Here is an 18126-nt window from a genome sequence, read left to right on the forward strand (position 1 = left end):
GAAAAAACGAAACGATTTTCTCCGCCGAAGCCGAAATTTTTTTCAGCAGACTAAAAACCCGCACAGACCATTGTCCGTGCGGGTTCCTTTTATTCTACAGCAAACAGATAAGAGTAAATAGGCTGACCGCCTTCGTGAACTTCTACTTCTAAGTCCTCAAACTCTTCTTCTAAAAAGCTTTCTAAAGCTTCGATTTCCTCAGTATCTGCTTCTTCACCATAGATAATGGTAATAATTTCATCTTCGTCTTCATCAATCATCTCACTTAATAAGGCTTTAGCTGTTTCCAGCTGATCGTTTTCAGAAGAAATGATATCTCCTTCAAAAAGTCCCATAAAGTGGCCTTTTTCAATCGTCATCCCATCAATCGTCGTATCACGAACTGCATAGGTAACTTGGCCGCTTTTGACTTCCTGCATGGAACTAGTCATTTCCTGCTTATTTGTTTCAAGATCTGCGTCCGGGTTGAACCCAAGCAGTGCGCTCATGCCTTGAGGAATTGTTTTTGAGGCAACGACTTCCACATCAATTTCCGCAAGCTCTGCAGCCTGCTCTGCAGCCATCACAATGTTTTTATTATTTGGAAGGATTAAGACACGTTTCGCATGAGCTTGTTCGATCGCATCTGAAATATCTTTAGTACTCGGGTTCATTGTCTGGCCGCCCTGAATGACGACACTCGCGCCCAAGCTCTCAAATAATTTCTTAAGGCCATCCCCCATTGCAACGGTTACGATGCCATAATCCGCTTTATCTTTAGCTTTTGGTTTCTTTTTATCACCGACAATGGAAGTATGCTGCTCACGCATATTCTCAATCTTCATATTAATAAGGCTTCCGTAACGCTGGCCTAAGTTTAAAGCTTCTCCAGGGTGTTCCGCGTGAATATGCACTTTAATCAGCTCTTCATCAGATACGACGAGCAGAGAATCCCCGTGATTGCTTAAATCTTCACGGAAAGCTTCTTCATCATATGGATGTTTGTCCAATTTATCCTGTTCAAATTTGACCATGAATTCCGTACAGTAGCCAAATTCGATATCTTCGGTATTCATAAAATCCTGAGCCGATTTATGGTGTTCTGCGTTCACCATCTCATCCATAGATACATTGGAACTTGGCTCAATAAACTCTTCGCCTTTTAAGTTAGCAAGGAACCCTTCATAAATGGTAAGCAGGCCTTGGCCGCCGCTGTCCACGACTCCTACTTCTTTAAGCACAGGGAGTAAGTCAGGCGTTCTTTGCAGCGACTCATGAGCTGCTTTAGTCACTTGATCCATAAAAGCGGTAATGTCTTCTTCATTTTTAGCGATTTCCACAGCTGCTTCTGCTGATTCACGCGCAACGGTCAGGATCGTTCCCTCCACAGGCTTCATAACTGCTTTATAGGCTGTATCCACTCCGCCTTTAAAGCCGTCTGCTAAATCCTGTGTAGTGAGCGTTTCTTTATGTTCAACCGCTTTTGAAAACCCACGAAAAAGCTGGGATAGAATAACCCCGGAATTTCCCCGGGCTCCCATAAGCAAACCTTTAGCCAGCCCTTGAGCGACTACACCTGCATGGTTTTCATCTATTTTTTTAACTTCTTCAGCACCTGAAGTCATCGATAAATTCATGTTTGTGCCGGTATCTCCATCTGGCACAGGAAAGACGTTCAAAGCATCAATCATTTGAGAGTTCACTTTCAAATGATGAGCCCCCTGAAGTACCATCCCTGCCAAAGTTTTACCGTCTAACTGTCGTAAAGTCACAAACTTTTCCTCCTTTTACCCCACTAAAAAACTATCCATTAGCCACCCGAACACCTTGAATAAAGATGTTAACAGAGTTGACCGATAGTCCAACGTTTTTATTTAATGCATATTTCACTTGTGATTGTACGTTATGGGCTACTTCGGATATTTTCGTTCCATAACTTACTATTATATACATATCAATATGAATCTGCTCATCTTCCTGACGAACGACGACACCCTTAGAGAAGTTATCTTTTCTAAGCATCTCAGCTAAGCCGTCACGAAGCTGATTTTTGGACGCCATGCCTACTATACCATAACACTCTACAGCAGCGCCTCCTGCAATAGTGGAAATCACATCATTGCTAATTGTAATTAAACCATATTCAGTCTGAAGGTCTACGGACATAAAAAAATCCTCCTCTTATAAACATCATCTTCGTGAGAATATTATAACACACAACTCGCGCCGTCTATGCAAACGGATACAGATCCAGACAACTCCTATTATACTTTGTAACATTTCGTTTTATCTGTCAAGAGAAAATTCTTGATATAATTACTAATGGATTATTGCATTTGATATGTTGATATGGTACATTAAATAAGTATTTCAAGATTTACGTATGTTACAGGAGGGATTCATATGTCACGTAAATGTGTAGTATCAGGTCGTCGTACAAGCACTGGTAACAACCGTTCTCACGCGATGAACGCTAATAAACGAAAATTTAAAGCTAACGTACAAAAAGTACGTATTCTAGTCGATGGCAAGCCTAAAAAAGTTTATGTATCGGCTCGCGAGCTAAAATCTGGTAAAGTACAACGCGTATAATTACCATACAAAAAAAGCACCTTTGATGGGTGCTTTTTTTGTTAGTCCTTTTTAAATGTGCTAATGAGAGCCCGTACCATTCCTCCAAGAAAGCGCGGAAGTTTAATCGTATAAAATTTCATGAGCTTCCTCCTCAACATATAAAGCTATAAGTGCTGGAATCCCTCTATTAAATACTATCTTTACTTCTTATTACTAACAGTATGCCGCTCGTAAATGAAAAAGTACCTTGATCTTCAATCAGGTGATTGGAAATACATAGAGTGGACCCGTAGGTCAGCCGCTTATCTACTAAAGGATAGTAAAACCCTCGCAGATTTATATCAGTGACTTCGAGTGTCACCGGTATAAAAGAAACATAGGGATAATTCTCGTCCTTTTTCATTGTATGCTCACCTTCGGCAAATAATTCCACCTGGTTCTGGTGGTCAATCACTTTCGCTTTAACGTTTTTTTCATATAGTGGATGAAGCATTTGAATGTTGATTAACGTATGGTCAAACCTTCCTCCCGTAACACCGAATAGGATAATTTCTTCAGGATTCCTCTTTAATGCATGTTGAATCGCAAGTTCAAGATCCGTTTCATCTTTCTCAGCAGGATAAGTTTCAAGAGTACGCGCCTTCTTTTTAATCTCTTTCATTGCTTCATTTGTTACGGAATCAAAATCTCCAATGGCTGCATCCAGAGGAAGCCCATTTTCTACTATGAATTCTGCGCCCTGATCTGCTCCGATCCAGTACACGGAGTCCTCATGGTACTCAGCAAGGCGGGGGATATAATTTTTCGGGCTTCCGCCGACAATGGCACAAATGCCGCTCATACTTTTCACCTCTTCTTTATAGAAAGGTTAAGTTTCCTTTCCTTCTTTTTTTGTCGATTCCTTCCCGCTTCAGAACTATTAAACCCTATAGAAAAAGAGCTCACGAGAAGTTGAGCCCTTTCCTTGTACTACACTGATTGTTTGATCGCTTCAATTGCCGCTTTACGGTCTTTTTCATTGAAAACGGCGCTTCCAGCGACGAGGACATCAGCCCCAGCCTCTGTGCACATTTTTGCCGTGTCTTTATTTACACCGCCATCCACTTCTATTTCAAACGAATAGCCCTCTTCTCTACGCCACTCATTGATCTGCTGAATTTTATCAAGTACGGATGGTATAAAAGACTGACCGCCAAACCCAGGATTCACCGTCATAAGCAGGACGAGATCAACATCTCTTAGAATCGGTTTAATGGCTTCCGCCGGTGTGGCAGGATTAATGACTACGCCTGCTTTCACACCGAGTGATTTAATCAGCTGAACCGTACGATGTAAATGAGGAGAAGCCTCTTGATGAACGGTAAGAATATCAGCGCCGGCTTCGGCAAACTGCTCAATATACAGATCAGGCTGTTCAATCATTAAATGGACATCTAATGGAAGATCCGTTTTGGGACGGATGCTTTCTACTATTAATGGACCAATTGTTATATTTGGAACGAAATGACCGTCCATCACATCCACGTGAATATAATCGGCCCCTCCGTTTTCAACTTCTTTAATCTCCTCTCCAAGTTTGGAAAAATCAGCGGAAAGGATCGATGGAGCTATTTTTGTCATACCTTAATACCTCGGCTTTCGATTTTGGATTTCATTTAAGAATTGCAGGTAGTGGTCATACCTTTTCTCTGAAATGTTCCCTTCCAGGACTTCAGCTTTCACGGCGCATTTCGGCTCTTTTGCGTGCAGGCAGCCGCGAAACTTACACTGATCCTGGACTTCTACAAATTCAGGGAAGCATTCACTCAGCTGGTCGGTTTCCAAATCTCCGAATTCCAGCGAACTGAATCCCGGTGTATCGGCGACCAATCCTCCGGCTACTTCGTATAATTCCACATGCCTTGTTGTATGCTTGCCTCGGCCCAGACTCTCGGAGATTTCATCTGTATCAATATTCAGCCTTGGATCAATCGTATTGAGCAGTGAGGATTTCCCGACTCCAGACTGGCCGGCAATCACTGTCGTTTTCTTAGCCAGATAGGACTGGATTCGATCTATTCCCCCCGCGTCGCGGAAGGATGAGAGGATGACTGTGTAGCCGATCCTTTCATATACTTTTTGATATTCCTCAATTTCTGCTGCAACTGCTTCACTAGTTTGATCCATCTTGGAAATGACGATAATCGGCTCGAGCCTTTTCGCTTCTACAAGCACTAAAAAGCGGTCCAATAAAACAGAATTAAAATCAGGATTTGCGGCGGAAGTGACTACCAGTGCCTGATCCACATTAGCAATCGGTGGACGGACGAACTCATTTTTGCGTCCTTCAATAGACAGAATATAGCCTTCGGTCTGTGTTTCAGCCTGAAACTCGACGATATCACCAACTAAAGGGGTGACTTTCCTTTTTCTAAATACCCCTCTTCCCCGGCATTGGTAGACGGTTCCTTCGTGATATACGTAATAAAAGCCGCTCAGTGCTTTTATAATCTTGCCTGTTGCCATTCATTCACCTACTTAATATGATACATTGGCTTGTTCGATTACTTCATCTTCCAGCTGGACTTTATAAGATGCTTCTTCTCCTGGTTCTATCGTAATCTCAAACTCAATGGTCGTATCTTCTGTAATGGTTTCTTCCTGATAAACTTCAGAAATTTGATTATTGGCATCTTCTACATAAATGAGCACGGTCTGCTCTTCCTTGTCCAATTCTTCATTAAATGGAACTTCGACAGACACCGTTTCCTCGCGAGGTTCTTCTTCATTTACGGCTTCTTCCGATTCTTCTTCTTCGGGTTCTTCTTCCGGAGCTTCTTCCGGAGCTTCTTCTTCAGGAGATTCCTCTTCCGGCGGCGGTTCTTCCGTTTCTTCCTCCTCAACTGGTTCCGGACCTAAAGAGACGACTATGCTGACGGTAGAACCTCGTTCAACTTCTGTTAAAGCAGCAGGTTCCTGTCTAATGATTTCTCCTTCAGGCACGTCGCTAGAATATTCTTCTGACACGGAAACTTCGAGCCCATTATCCGATAAATATTGCCTCGCTTCATCTTCTGTCTGGCCTTCAAGCGGCTGCAGTGTAATGAGCGGCGGACCTAAACTGACACGAAAGATGACTCGTGTATCTTCCGCTACTACTTCGTCTCCGGCTTGAGGCTGAATCTGTTCAATAATTTCCCCTCGCGGCCGGTCAGAATTCTCTTCGATTGCCAGAACATTGGCAAAGCCTTGTTCATCGAGTTCTTCCTTAATACGTTCATAACTTTGACCGACGTAGTCTTCAAAAGTGATCCGTTCTTTTCCTTTAGATGAATAAACGGTCACTCGTGACTGTTCTTTAATCATCGTTCCAGCCTCCGGATCGGTCCGGACGACGCTCCCTTCTTCCACATCATCTGAAAAGACCGTCTCTCTCTGGACATCAAGGTTCAGCTCTCTTAATTGACTATAGGCTTCCTCATACTCCATTCCTGTGACGTCAATCATCTCCACATCATCAGGCTCCAAGAGGTTTGGGAGGGCAAATAATATAGCCGCGCCGGCTAATATTAAAACAAGGAAAATCGTTAAAAGCCATACCCACCATCTTCGCTTCTTTTTTGGTTTCTCTGACTTTTTCTTTTTACCCTTTTTACTTTTACCTGCAGCTTTTTTAGTTGGTTCTTCAGGTACCGCATCGGGAACTCCGGCTTCATGAACAATAGTTTCCCCTTCCTCCTGATCCCCAAAGTCATTATCTGTTATGACAGGGATAGCTTTTGTTTTTTCTTCGTCTTCCTCATCAGGAGGAACAAAAGCCGGTTCGTTCAGCCTCTCAGGGTTCAGAGATGTTTCTAAATCCTGTTCCATTTCCATTACAGAATCATAGCGGTGAAAAGGATCCTTCGCCGTAGATTTAAAGACGACATTTTCTACGCTTTGCGGCAAGTCAGGGATCCACCGCTTTAAAGAAGGTGTATCGTGCTGAAGATGTTTTAGGGCTATCGACACAGGAGATTGACCAGAAAATGGGAGTCTCCCTGTTAATAATTCAAAGAATACGATTCCAAGTGAATAGATATCTGATTTCTTCGTTGCCGTTCCCCCTCGTGCCTGTTCGGGAGATAAGTAGTGAACCGAGCCTAACACAGAATTCGTCTGAGTGAGGGCAGTCGCACTAAGGGCCATTGCAATTCCGAAGTCAGTCACTTTTACATGTCCGTAATGATCAATTAAAATATTCTGGGGCTTAATGTCGCGGTGGACAATATCATTATCATGGGCATGGGTTATAGCAGAAGTCACCTGTTTCATAATATCGATCGCCTCTGCAGGATCGATCGGACTGTTCTGCTGAATATACTGCTTCAGTGTCATGCCGTCCACATATTCCATGACCATATAGTAGAGGTCTTCCTCTTCCCCTACATCATAAATATTAACAATATTTGAATGAGCAAGGCTTGTGGCTGATTGAGCTTCCCGGTGAAATCTTGCGATAAATTCTTCATCATTTCCATATTCAAGCCGCAGCACTTTTATTGCGACTTCACGTTTTAATATTAAATCGTAGGCGAGGTAAACATTAGCCATTCCCCCTCCGCCGACCGCTTCCTTTACTTTATAACGATCGTTGAGGAGACGATTGGTTAACATTCTTCAACACCCTCTTTCTCGGGTGCCTGCGTGTTATGAACAATGACTAAAGTGATATTATCTTCTCCGCCCCGGTCATTCGCCAAATCAATCAGGTTGTGCCCAAAGTTCTCCCAATCGCCTTCATAATCAGCAATTTCAGCTAATTCATCGCCGGATACTTTATTGGTAAGGCCATCTGAGCATAACAATAGCCGGTTATCCTCTTCAAACTCCACAGTTAAGATGTCAGCAGTTACTTGTTCATCTGTACCTAAGGCCTTTAACAGCACATTTTTCCTCGGATGATGTTCTGCTTCATCTTCTGAGATCTGGCCGGAACGTACCAGTTCATTCACGAGGGAATGATCTTCAGTAATCTGCCTGAAACCATCGCTGTCCGCTAAATAAACACGGCTGTCCCCAATATGCCCGACGGAAACAAAAGATTCGCTGCAGATGGAGACGACGACAGTTGTGCCCATGCCGCGGCATTCTTCATTTTCATGGGAGTGCTCTAAAATTTTCTGATTGACTTCATGAATCGCTTCTTTCAGCCAGGTTTCCGCTTGATCCGGAGATTCAACGGATAGTGTTTCTTTCCAACGATTATGTAAGATAGTGACAGCTAATTGGCTGGCCACATCCCCTGCCCGGTGACCTCCCATTCCATCAGCGACCACCGCCAGAATCTGCCCCTTATCATTTTTATATGCGCCGCCTGCATCTTCATTATGGCTTCTAACCTGCCCCGTATCTGTAAAAAATCTTCCTATCATGGTCTTCACCTCGTTTTTCCTTACGCGATTTTTCGCGTGAAGCTGTCCGTAAACCTTTTGCCGCTCACGAATATAACGGTTCTATATGATGATCCATCATTATACAAGAATATGGCTACTTATACAGAGTAACCATATTCTTTAAAAAATAATACAAGTTCTTACGTTTATTTCTTAACCAGACGCGCAAGGAAAAAACCGTCTGTATCCCACTGGTGGGGAAAAATCTGCAGTCCATATTCACTTACACCAAAGGATTCTTTTAATTGCTCTGGCAGTCCTTTAATAAAGTCCGGGTCAATCGTAAAATCCTCATGCTCTTTTAAAAACTGCTCAACAGCCTTTTCGTTTTCGTGTGTATCAACCGTACATGTGCTGTAAACGAGCTTGCCGCCATTTTTTAAAAGGGGAGCCACGCTTTGTAGTAAATCAGTTTGTATTTTCCTTAACGCAAAAATATCTTCTTCTTTCTTCTGATACTTAATGTCCGGCTTACCACGCATGACTCCAAGTCCGGAACAAGGAGCATCCAGTAATATCCTGTTAAACGTTCCTGGTTCATGAAATTCCTGAAGATTTCTTGAATCTGCCTGGTTTGCATCGATGCTCGTCAGCTGTAAGTGAAGAGCTTTTTCACTGACTTGAAAGGCTTTCTTTTTGTGAAGATCGTAGGCGTAAACCTTTCCTTGATCGTTCATCTTTTCAGCGATGTGGGTCGTTTTTCCGCCTGGTGCACTGCACGCATCTAACACTTCTTGCTCAGGCTTAAGATCCATCATCTCTGCGACAAGCATGGAACTCTGATCCTGCACAGTCACTTTGCCTTCATTAAATAAAGGATCCTTTAAAATGTTTCCTTTTAAAATCAGCAGGCCCTGTGATGAAAAAATACTCCGCTTCGTTTCAAAGCCTCTCTCTGTGAGCTCAGCTTCTGCTTCTTCCATTGTTATACGGAGCGGCTGGATGCGAATCGACATCGGCAGTGTTTTTAAGTTCTGACGGCACATCGCTTCTGTGGTTTCCATTCCGTATTGAGAGATCCACCGCTTAACCAGCCACTCGGGGTGGCTCGTGGTTACGGCAAGTCTTTCAACTTCATCTTTGATCTGATCCGGGTCTTCTACCCCCTGGCGCTGAACGTTTCTCAGAACGCCGTTGACGAAACCGGAAATGCCTTTATGGCCTTTCTTCTTTGAAATTTCAACAGCTTCGTGAATGACTGCGTGATCGGGAACTCTTTCCAAATAAAGCATTTGATAGACGGACATGTATAGCAGCCACTTGACCCAGGGCTTCAGCTTTTTCTGTCTGCTGATATAAGGATGGATTTGATAATTGATTTTCAGCTTGTTTTGAAGCGTGCCATAAACAATTTCCGTTAATAATGCACCATCTTTATACGACAGGTTTGTGCTTTTCATTGCCTGGTCTAAAAGCACGTGGCTGTAGCCGCCTTGTTCTCCTACTCGTGTTAAGAGATCCAGCGCTGTTTCTCTAAGTGCATACTTAGTCATTCTGCTCACCCAGCACTTCACCTTTTTCCATCGCCTGTCCGGCGCCATTGACAAAGGCCTGTCCGGTCATCCGCTTTTTCCCTGAAGGCTGAAGATCAGTAATCTTCATCGCTTTTTGGTCTCCGGCTGCGACGATGATGCCGTCATTTTCTATATCAACAACGGTCCCAGCCGGCTGACTATACGTCTTATCCAGCTTTTCACCCCACCATACTTTCAGCGGCTTACCTTTCCAGTATGTAAAAGCAACCGGCCATGGGTGCAGTCCGCGAATGTGGTCATAAATCTCCTGCTGGCTTCGGTTCCAATTGATCTTCTCCTGCTCTCTCTTAATGTTGGAAGCAAAGGTTGCTTCCTCATCGTTTTGCTTCACAGGCTTTATTTCGCCGTTTAGCAGCTTCGGCAATGTATCAAGAAGCAGCTTGGAACCTGCCTCGGAAAGCTTATCATGCAGTGTCCCAACATGGTCTTCATCCGTAATTGGCACGGTAACCTGTGTGAGAATATCTCCTGCGTCAAGCTTCTTCACCATATACATGATGGTAACCCCTGTTTCTTTTTTCCCTTGAATGATGGAATAATGAATAGGAGCTCCCCCGCGCAGCTCAGGCAGCAGAGAGGCATGAACATTAATACATCCGTGCTTAGGGCTTTCAAGGAGCGGCTCGGGAAGAATCTGCCCAAATGCAGCTGTAACAATTAAGTCAGGCTCAAAAGACAGCACCTTTTCATATTCATCTTTAATTTTTTCAGGTTGAAAAGCTGGAATCCCCAGCCGCTCAGCAGCTTCCTTTACCGGAGGCGGTGTTAAGGTTTTCTTACGCCCTTTGGGACGATCGGGCTGTGTAACGGCCAGTACGACTTCATAGTTGTTTTCGACTAATTGTTCTAAAACGGGGACAGCAAAATCGGGTGTCCCCATAAATACGATCCGTGTCATGGTGTGACTCCTTCCTACATGAGCTGATACGGCTGGAAATCAACCGTAATCTGCAATCCGTTCTCTTCTTTCATTTCATCTTCATAATAGTGCAGTATGCGCTGCACCAGTTTCCGCTGCTCAGGTTCTTCTTTATATTTTATCATGCATTGATAGCGATATCTATTATTGATTCGGGTTAAGGCTGATGGTGTCGGGCCCAGCACATCCGTATGATCTGACAGTTTCTGCCTCATAAACTGGACGATTTTCTGGGTCACTTCCTGCACTTTCAGCTGGTTTGGATGAGAGACCGTAAACAACGTTAAATAGTAATAAGGTGGGTAATGAAACGCCTTTCTTAGTCTCATTTCTTCATGGAAAAAGCTCTCATAGTTATATTCACTCGCCAGACGGATGCTGTAATGTTCCGGGGAATACGTTTGTACGATAACTTCTCCAGCAAGCTCGTGTCTTCCTGCCCTGCCGCTTACCTGCGTCAGAAGCTGAAATGTTTTTTCAGCAGCGCGGAAATCCGGAAGATTTAACAGCGAGTCTGCAGCTAATATTCCAACGAGAGTGACATTGCCAAAGTCCAGCCCTTTTGCAATCATCTGGGTTCCAAGCAGAATATCAGCCTTTTTATCACCAAAATCATTAAGCAGACGTTCATGAGCCCCTTTACGTCTTGTGGTGTCGACGTCCATTCGAATGACCCGCGCTTCAGGAATTAACTCTAAAATCGCTTCTTCTACCTTCTGTGTTCCTGTCCCAAAATAACGGATCGTTTTGCTTTCACATTCAGGGCACTGATTCGGCATCGGCTCTTCATAGGAACAGTAATGGCACTTGAGCCTTTCCTGCCTTCTATGATAAGTAAGCGCGATATCACAGTGGGGACATTCTTTCACATGGCCGCAGTCCCGGCACATAACAAACGTGGCATAACCTCTTCGGTTTAGGAAAAGCACGGCCTGTTCGCCTTTTTCAATTCGATCTTTTAATTTTTCAATTAATACCCGTGAAAACATCGAACGATTCCCCTGGTGCAGCTCATCACGCATATCAACAAGCTCTGCCTGAGGCATCATCGCATCATTCATCCGCTTCGTCAGTGTCAGCATTTTATAGTTCCCTTTAGCGGCACGTGCATATGTTTCTAGAGCAGGAGTGGCACTGCCGAGTACCACAGGACAATCGTGGGTCTTTCCCCGCTCAATCGCTACATCCCGGGCATGGTATCTCGTCCGGTCTTCCTGCTTGTAGCTCGATTCGTGCTCTTCATCAATTATAATGATGCCGACATTTGTAAACGGTGCAAAAATGGCTGATCGGGCGCCGACGACTACCTGTACTTCATTTCGCTGGATCTTTCGCCACTCGTCATATTTTTCACCAGCTGATAAACCACTATGGAGCACAGCAACTTTTGAACCAAACCTTCCTTTAAAGCGTTCCACCATTTGCGGTGTCAGTGCGATTTCAGGAACGAGCATAATGGCTTCCTTCCCATTGTCCAGCACTTTTTGAATCGATTGAAGATAAATCTCCGTTTTTCCGCTGCCAGTAACGCCGTGCAGCAAAAACACTTCATGGACTCTGCTGCGGATCGCTTCCAAGACGGGTGTAATAGCGGTCTGCTGCTCTTCTGTTAACGAAAAAGGAAGAGTCCGCTCGAAGTTACGGTGTCCATAAGGATCGCGCAGCACTTCCTGCTTATATTCTTTAAGAAGCCCCTGCTTAATCAGCGGCTTAAGCGAAGATGCCGATGTATTCGTCACTTCAAGCAGCTGTTTTTTCGGGATCGGTTCTTTCGTTTCAATAAAATGCTCCATTAAGAGCCTTTGCTTAATCGCCTGTTTGGGCAAATCAACAAAAGCTTCTTCAAGCTTCCATTCCTCGACCGCCGGCTCGATCACCGTGGTCGTCTTTTTTGTTTCACGGCTTTTGACTTCATAGTGAATATCGATTAAGCCTTCATCGACAAAGCGCCGAAGCTGCTGGTAAGTAAGAGAAGAGCCTTCAAATTCACTGTATTCAATGACTCCCCTCCCTTGAAATAAGTCTTCAAGCTCTTCCGGTCCCTCTTCCTCTGATAAACGCAACAGCTCTTTACGGTATCTCGCTTTTAACACCTGCGGAAGCATCACCTGCAGACAGGATACATAAAAGCTGAGCGTCTGATTGGACAGCCACTTTCCAAGTTTTAAAAGCTCAGGAGTCAGTGCCGGGGTAATATCAAGTACATCCTGGATCTCTTTCATTTTCGTAAAACTGCTTTGATCGGTCAGCGTAATGACATACCCTAAAATCTTTCGTGGACCAAAAGGAACTATAACGCGGACCCCCGGCTGAACAATCTCTTTAAATTTTTCCGGGATTTCATAATCAAACAGGCGGTTGGTGTTCTGTGAAGGGACATCAACGATTACACGCGCGATGTTCACACAAAATCACCAGCGACCGCACTCGCTATTTCCAGCAGTACTTTTCTCGCCATTTCATCCTTCGACATCATCGGAAGCTCAAGCCGTCTGCCTGTTTTCGTTAAATAAATCGACTGGTTCGTATCGTGTCCAAATCCGGAACCTTCTTCAGAGACGTTATTAATCACGATCGCATCGAGATTTTTTTTGCGGAGCTTTTCCCTTCCATACTCTTCGACGTCATTGGTTTCAGCAGCAAATCCAACTAAATACTGGCCGGTTTTATGATCACCGAGGTGCTGCAGAATATCTTTGGTCCGTTCCATCTCTACAAAATAATCCCCCGGAGATTTTTTCATTTTTTGGTCAAATACCTGTTTTGGACGGTAATCGGCCACTGCTGCTGATTTGATAACGATATTGCTCTCAGCATATCTTTCGGTTACGGCCTTATACATATCTTCTGCCGTTTCGACCTCAACTTTTTCTACGTCCGAAGGCGCAGCCAAAGAAACAGGGCCGCTCACTAAAGTGACCTCTGCTCCAAGTGCACGTGCCTGACGTGCCAGCGCATAGCCCATCTTACCTGTCGATGGATTGGTAAAAAATCTGACAGGATCAATTTTTTCACGGGTCGGGCCTGCGGTAATCAGCACCTTTTTTCCTTTTAATACTTGGGACTGTGCGGCCTCTTTATCTAAAAGGGCGACGATGGTTTCAGGATCTTCAAGACGGCCTTTTCCAACATAGCCGCACGCCAAATATCCTTCTCCCGGCTCAATAAAGCGGAATCCCCACTTATCAAGTTTCTGCATATTCTCTACGACCGCCGGGTGGCTGTACATATGTACGTTCATAGCCGGGGCAATATAAACAGGGGCTTCTGTAGCCAATAAAGTCGTGGACAGCATATCATCTGCTATGCCGTTTGCCAGTTTGCCAATACTGTTAGCTGTGGCCGGGGCGATTAAAAACATATCTGCCCAGTCGGCTATATCTATATGCTGGATATATCGTGGATCCTGCTCTTTAAACGTATCGGTGTAAACAGGCTGGCGGGACAGTGCCTGAAACGTTGTAGAACCGACGAATTGGAGCGCACTTTCAGTCATGATTACTCTGACTTCTGCTCCTGCCTGTACAAGTTTGCTCGTTAAAGCCGCTGCTTTGTAAGCGGCGATGCCTCCTGAGACCGCAAGGACGATTTTTTTGTTTGTAAGCATGCGACCATATCCTTTCATCAGCAGTTGATAAGGAAAAGCCGCGCCTATAAATTCAGGTAGCGCGGCTTTACTAAAGTATTATAGCGTTTCTGTTCTAGATTGAATGACGTCGGACTGGGAGTATTTCAGCTTCCCTTGATCAATCTCTTCCAAAGCTACTCCCACTTGCTGGGCGGAAGTTGGATTGTCGACCATCGGAGCGCTTCCTTGCTTTAATTCTCTCGCGCGTCTAGCTGAAAGAGTAACTAGTGTATACTTTGATTTAATCTTTTCCTGCAGTGAATCAATAGATGGTTCTAACATCATGATTGATCAGCCTCCAATGCTTTTTTATACTGATGAGCGACACGCTCACGCTTGCAATGCTCACTTAATACGATGGACTGTACCTTGCTGACGGCGGAATCTACCTGATCGTTAACAACTACATAATCGTAGGCATCCATCATTTCGATTTCTTCTTTTGCCGCTAACAAACGGTTTTTTACTTTCTCTTCAGTTTCCGTGCCGCGGTTTACGATACGGTCTTTTAATTCTTCTAAAGAAGGAGGTATGAGAAAAATGAATACTCCTTCCGGGAAGTTTTCTCTCACCTTTAATGCCCCCTGTACTTCAATTTCCAGGAAAACGTCTTTCCCTTCGTCGAGAGTCTGCTGCACATACTGTTTTGGTGTGCCATAATAATTCCCGACATATTCGGCATGCTCGATAAGCTGGCCTTCTTCAATTAATTTCTCAAATTCTTCTCTAGTTTTAAAGAAATAATCGATTCCATCCTGTTCCCCTTCACGCGGCTTACGAGTCGTCATGGAAATAGAGTACTTCAAATCAGTAGACTGCTCAAACAAAGCCTTCCTGACTGTTCCTTTACCCACTCCTGAGGGGCCGGATAATATAAATAAAATACCTTTCTCTTCTATCACAAATGGTGCCTCCTAATTATCATCAGAAATTTCATCTTGACTTAAGACCCGCTGGCCGACTGTCTCCGGCTGGACGGCAGACAATACTACATGATCACTGTCGGTAATGATGACGGCCCGGGTTCTTCTACCATATGTAGCATCTACTAATTTATTATTATCTCTTGCTACCGTAATAATACGTTTAATCGGTGCAGATTCTGGTGAAACAATGGATATGATCCGGTTGGCTGATACAACATTGCCAAATCCGATGTTAATTAACTTAAGACTCAACGACACTTCCTCCTTCTAGGAACCCTAATCTATTACTATTATATGAAAAAAATAGACTAAATCTCAATCGTTATTCAATATTTTGTACTTGTTCTTTGATTTTCTCCACTTCACTCTTTAATTGTACGACATGATTCGATAAAACTGCATCATTTGATTTCGATCCGATCGTATTAATCTCTCGGTGAAATTCCTGAACGATAAAATCTAAATGACGGCCGATCGAATCTTCTTTTGAAAGGCCTGCCTTAAATTGCTCAATGTGCGAGTAAAGCCTGATAACTTCCTCTGTTATATTTCCCTTTTCAGCGAGTATCGCCGCCTCTTGAATGAGACGGGAGTCTTCTTCCTGCACATAGTCTTTTAAATGGTCTTTCAGCCTTGTGAGGATTTTTTCGCGGTGAAGGGTGATCAGTTCTTCTTTAGCAGCGTCGATTTTGTCTACCATTGTTTTCACTCGGGTCAATCGATTGAGAACGTCATTCTTTAGATGACGGCCTTCTGTCTTCCGCATAGATGCGAGTTCTTCTGCGGCGCGGTCGACGGCATCGAGCAGTTTCTCTTCCAGTTCACTGTCTACCTGGCTCGTTTCAGTTACGGTAAATACATTTTCTAACCTAGTAACCATATCAATAGTGATATCTCCCGTCAACTGGTGCTCTTCCTTCAGTTCCTCCAGCTGGCCAATGTACTGCTTCACTAAATGATGATCCACCTGCAGCTTTTTTTCCTGCGGAGACTCATTTTCCTGATATATAAATAAGTCGACTCTTCCCCGCTTCATATATTTCATTAACGTCTTCTTTAGAGCGTCTTCCATAAACAAGAGCGACCGGGGGATTTTTGGAGAGAAGTCCAAAAAGCGATGATTCACGCTTTTAATTTCGACTGTCCATTTCGACTGATCAATTTGAGTGGTATATCGACCGTATCCAGTCATACTTTTAACCAAGAGTATCACGTCCGTTTTTTCATTTTTCCATTACTCTTACAGTGTATCAAATAAGTTCACAACCATGCGAATCATTGCTATACTTACAAGACTAGAGAGGTGTTGTAACTATGTCTTTTGACGGAATTGTCACCCGCGCAATTACTCAGGAACTCAAGGAGAAACTTAAGACCGGACGCATACTGAAAATTTATCAGCCAACAGAAACAGAATTAATTTTCACAATAAGAAAGCAGCGGCAGAATCATACTCTGTTATTTTCTGCTCATCCAAGTTATGCCCGCTTTCATTTAACTAAAGATGGATACCATAACCCGAAAGAGCCTCCGATGCTGTGTATGCTGCTTCGAAAGCACTTAGCCGGCGGTTTTATAGAAGATATTGAACAAGTAGAAATGGAAAGGGTCGTCAAATTTCATATCCGTTCACGAAACGAAATAGGGGATGAAACAATCAAGACGTTAATTATTGAAGTAATGGGTAAACACTCGAACATCATTTTAATTAACCCGGAGGAAGGCCATATATTTGACAGTATCAAGCATTTGCCTCCTTCACAAAATACGTACAGAACGGTCATGCCGGGGCAGCCCTATAAGCTTCCGCCTGAGCAGGGCAAATCAAATCCGCTTCAGTTGTCCGGAGAGGATTTAGTAAAAAAACTCGACTTTAACTCAGGCAAAATTGATAAGCAGATCTTAAGTAAAGTCATGGGCTTCTCACCGATGACTACGAGAGAAATTGTTCACCGGGCGAATCTGGGCAGCAGGAAAGATTACCAGGAAGCCTATGAAGAAATACAAAGCGCTGTTAGGAACAATAATTACGTTCCTTCTCTATTCCTAGGGGAACGTGAACAGTTTTATGTATTGCCGCTGACTCATTTGAAAGGGGAAACGAAAACTTTCTCCACGGTCAGTGAAATGCTTGACCGTTTTTATTCCGGGAAGGCAGAACGTGATCGAGTGAAACAGCAGGCTTTAGACCTCCACCGCTTTTTAAAAAATGAAAGAGATAAAAACAAGCGTAAAATCAAAAAACACGAAACCACCTTAAAAAAATCAGAAGCAGCGGAAGAACATCAAAAGATGGGTGAACTCTTGACGGCCCATCTGCATCTCGTGAGCCTTGGGGATGCTTCCGTTACGGTCGTGGATTACTATGACCCGGAGCAGTCGGAAATCGAAATTGAGCTGAACCCCAACAAAACTCCGAGTGAAAATGCACAAAGCTATTTTCAAACTTATCAGAAGCTGAAAAAATCTAAAGAAGCGGTCCGTACGGAAATAAGAAAAGCCGAACAAGAGATCGAGTACTTTGCGCAGCTCCTGCAGCAGGTGGAAAGTGCGAGAGAAGAAGATATTGAAGAAATCCGAGAAGAATTAAGAGAACAAGGCTACTTAAAGAAAAAATCTTCCGTGAAGAAGAAAAAGAAAAAGCCTGATACTCCTTCTCCGGAAAGCTTCACCGCCAGTGACGGCACGACGATTTATGTGGGAAGAAACAACAAGCAGAACGAATATTTAACGAACCGCCTTGCCCATAAAGGAGATACGTGGCTTCACGCCAAGGATATTCCAGGATCACACGTAGTGATTAAAGATCATGATCCTTCTGAAGAGACAATCTTTGAAGCCGCCCGCCTGGCAGCCTACTATAGCAAGTACAGCCAGTCTTCTTCGGTACCCGTAGACTATACGCTGATTCGTCATGTGAAAAAGCCTTCTGGAGCCAAACCGGGGTTTGTCACTTATGATCAGCAGCAGACGGTCTATGTCACGCCGGATCAAGAAGAAGTCCGTAAGTTAAAGACTAAATAATAAAACCATCCGCTTGGAGTCAGCGGATGGTTTTTGTTTTGAAAAAGTCATTAAAGCTAAGCTACATAAAAAGCTTGCTGAACAAAGGAAAACAGCGATTCACTAACTAAGACACCAGAGGATGAAA

General features: G+C 43.8%; 18 protein-coding genes. 2 read left to right on the forward strand and 16 right to left on the reverse strand.

Annotated elements, in window-relative coordinates; translation table 11 throughout:
* Nucleotides 1-89 precede the first annotated feature (89 nt).
* Together HUS26_RS07250 and HUS26_RS07255 are read right to left on the reverse strand one after the other, a co-directional pair.
* The gene (locus HUS26_RS07250; protein WP_173916521.1) at nt 90-1751 is read right to left on the reverse strand and encodes a DAK2 domain-containing protein; all 1662 of its coding nucleotides are present in this window, start codon (nt 1749-1751) and stop codon (nt 90-92) included.
* A gap of 31 nt (nt 1752-1782) precedes the next feature.
* Entirely contained in the window at nt 1783-2145 is a 363-nt protein-coding gene (locus HUS26_RS07255) for an Asp23/Gls24 family envelope stress response protein (RefSeq protein ID WP_173916522.1), read from the reverse strand.
* A 237-nt stretch (nt 2146-2382) separates the two neighbouring features.
* Here HUS26_RS07255 and rpmB point away from each other — a divergent pair, with 237 nt between their 5' ends.
* On the forward strand, nt 2383-2571 hold the full coding sequence (rpmB, locus tag HUS26_RS07260; protein ID WP_173916523.1) for a 50S ribosomal protein L28: 189 nt from the start codon (nt 2383-2385) through the stop codon (nt 2569-2571).
* A 41-nt stretch (nt 2572-2612) separates the two neighbouring features.
* On the opposite strand, the gene spoVM is transcribed toward rpmB, so the two are convergent.
* The 14 genes from spoVM to HUS26_RS07330 all read right to left on the reverse strand — a co-directional run bounded on the left by spoVM (nt 2613) and on the right by HUS26_RS07330 (nt 16179).
* The gene (gene spoVM / locus HUS26_RS07265; protein WP_371809561.1) at nt 2613-2711 is read right to left on the reverse strand and encodes a stage V sporulation protein SpoVM; all 99 of its coding nucleotides are present in this window, start codon (nt 2709-2711) and stop codon (nt 2613-2615) included.
* Between the two features lie 29 nt (nt 2712-2740).
* A complete protein-coding gene (locus tag HUS26_RS07270) occupies nt 2741-3394 on the reverse strand; it encodes a thiamine diphosphokinase (protein ID WP_173916524.1) in 654 nt (217 codons plus the stop codon).
* Nucleotides 3395-3522: 128 nt separating this feature from the next.
* Nucleotides 3523-4173, reverse strand: coding sequence for a ribulose-phosphate 3-epimerase (gene rpe / locus HUS26_RS07275; RefSeq protein ID WP_173916525.1), 651 nt, complete (start codon nt 4171-4173; stop codon nt 3523-3525).
* A 3-nt stretch (nt 4174-4176) separates the two neighbouring features.
* Complete coding sequence (gene rsgA / locus HUS26_RS07280) at nt 4177-5058, reverse strand: ribosome small subunit-dependent GTPase A (protein WP_173916526.1); 882 nt, start codon at nt 5056-5058, stop codon at nt 4177-4179.
* 12 nt (nt 5059-5070) lie between these two features.
* A complete protein-coding gene (gene pknB, locus HUS26_RS07285; protein ID WP_173916527.1) occupies nt 5071-7188 on the reverse strand; it encodes a Stk1 family PASTA domain-containing Ser/Thr kinase in 2118 nt (705 codons plus the stop codon).
* Nucleotides 7182-7946 carry a Stp1/IreP family PP2C-type Ser/Thr phosphatase gene (locus HUS26_RS07290; protein ID WP_173916528.1) on the reverse strand — a complete coding sequence of 255 codons (765 nt, stop codon included), beginning with the start codon at nt 7944-7946 and terminating at the stop codon, nt 7182-7184. The genes pknB and HUS26_RS07290 overlap by 7 nt, the downstream gene beginning before the upstream one ends.
* Nucleotides 7947-8113: 167 nt before the next feature.
* The gene (gene rsmB, locus HUS26_RS07295; protein WP_173918772.1) at nt 8114-9460 is read right to left on the reverse strand and encodes a 16S rRNA (cytosine(967)-C(5))-methyltransferase RsmB; all 1347 of its coding nucleotides are present in this window, start codon (nt 9458-9460) and stop codon (nt 8114-8116) included.
* The gene (gene fmt, locus HUS26_RS07300; protein WP_173916529.1) at nt 9453-10400 is read right to left on the reverse strand and encodes a methionyl-tRNA formyltransferase; all 948 of its coding nucleotides are present in this window, start codon (nt 10398-10400) and stop codon (nt 9453-9455) included. Before fmt ends, rsmB begins: the two co-directional genes overlap by 8 nt.
* 14 nt (nt 10401-10414) lie before the next feature.
* Nucleotides 10415-12826: a primosomal protein N' gene (gene priA / locus HUS26_RS07305; protein ID WP_173916530.1), complete on the reverse strand. Its 2412-nt coding sequence runs from the start codon at nt 12824-12826 to the stop codon at nt 10415-10417.
* Nucleotides 12823-14028 carry a bifunctional phosphopantothenoylcysteine decarboxylase/phosphopantothenate--cysteine ligase CoaBC gene (gene coaBC / locus HUS26_RS07310; RefSeq protein WP_173916531.1) on the reverse strand — a complete coding sequence of 402 codons (1206 nt, stop codon included), beginning with the start codon at nt 14026-14028 and terminating at the stop codon, nt 12823-12825. Before coaBC ends, priA begins: the two co-directional genes overlap by 4 nt.
* Before the next feature lie 78 nt (nt 14029-14106).
* Nucleotides 14107-14334, reverse strand: coding sequence for a DNA-directed RNA polymerase subunit omega (gene rpoZ / locus HUS26_RS07315; protein WP_173916532.1), 228 nt, complete (start codon nt 14332-14334; stop codon nt 14107-14109).
* Nucleotides 14331-14951 (reverse strand): guanylate kinase, encoded by a 621-nt coding sequence (gene gmk / locus HUS26_RS07320; protein WP_173916533.1) that lies wholly within the window; start codon nt 14949-14951, stop codon nt 14331-14333. The genes rpoZ and gmk overlap by 4 nt, the downstream gene beginning before the upstream one ends.
* A gap of 12 nt (nt 14952-14963) precedes the next feature.
* On the reverse strand, nt 14964-15227 hold the full coding sequence (gene remA, locus HUS26_RS07325; protein ID WP_082234228.1) for an extracellular matrix/biofilm regulator RemA: 264 nt from the start codon (nt 15225-15227) through the stop codon (nt 14964-14966).
* Between the two features lie 70 nt (nt 15228-15297).
* Nucleotides 15298-16179: a YicC/YloC family endoribonuclease gene (locus HUS26_RS07330; RefSeq protein WP_173916534.1), complete on the reverse strand. Its 882-nt coding sequence runs from the start codon at nt 16177-16179 to the stop codon at nt 15298-15300.
* A gap of 110 nt (nt 16180-16289) precedes the next feature.
* Here HUS26_RS07330 and HUS26_RS07335 point away from each other — a divergent pair, with 110 nt between their 5' ends.
* Complete coding sequence (locus HUS26_RS07335) at nt 16290-17999, forward strand: NFACT family protein (protein ID WP_173916535.1); 1710 nt, start codon at nt 16290-16292, stop codon at nt 17997-17999.
* Nucleotides 18000-18126 lie beyond the last annotated feature (127 nt).

This window comes from Halobacillus sp. Marseille-Q1614, assembly GCF_902809865.1.
Classification (GTDB): Bacteria; Bacillota; Bacilli; order Bacillales; family Halobacillaceae; genus Halobacillus_A.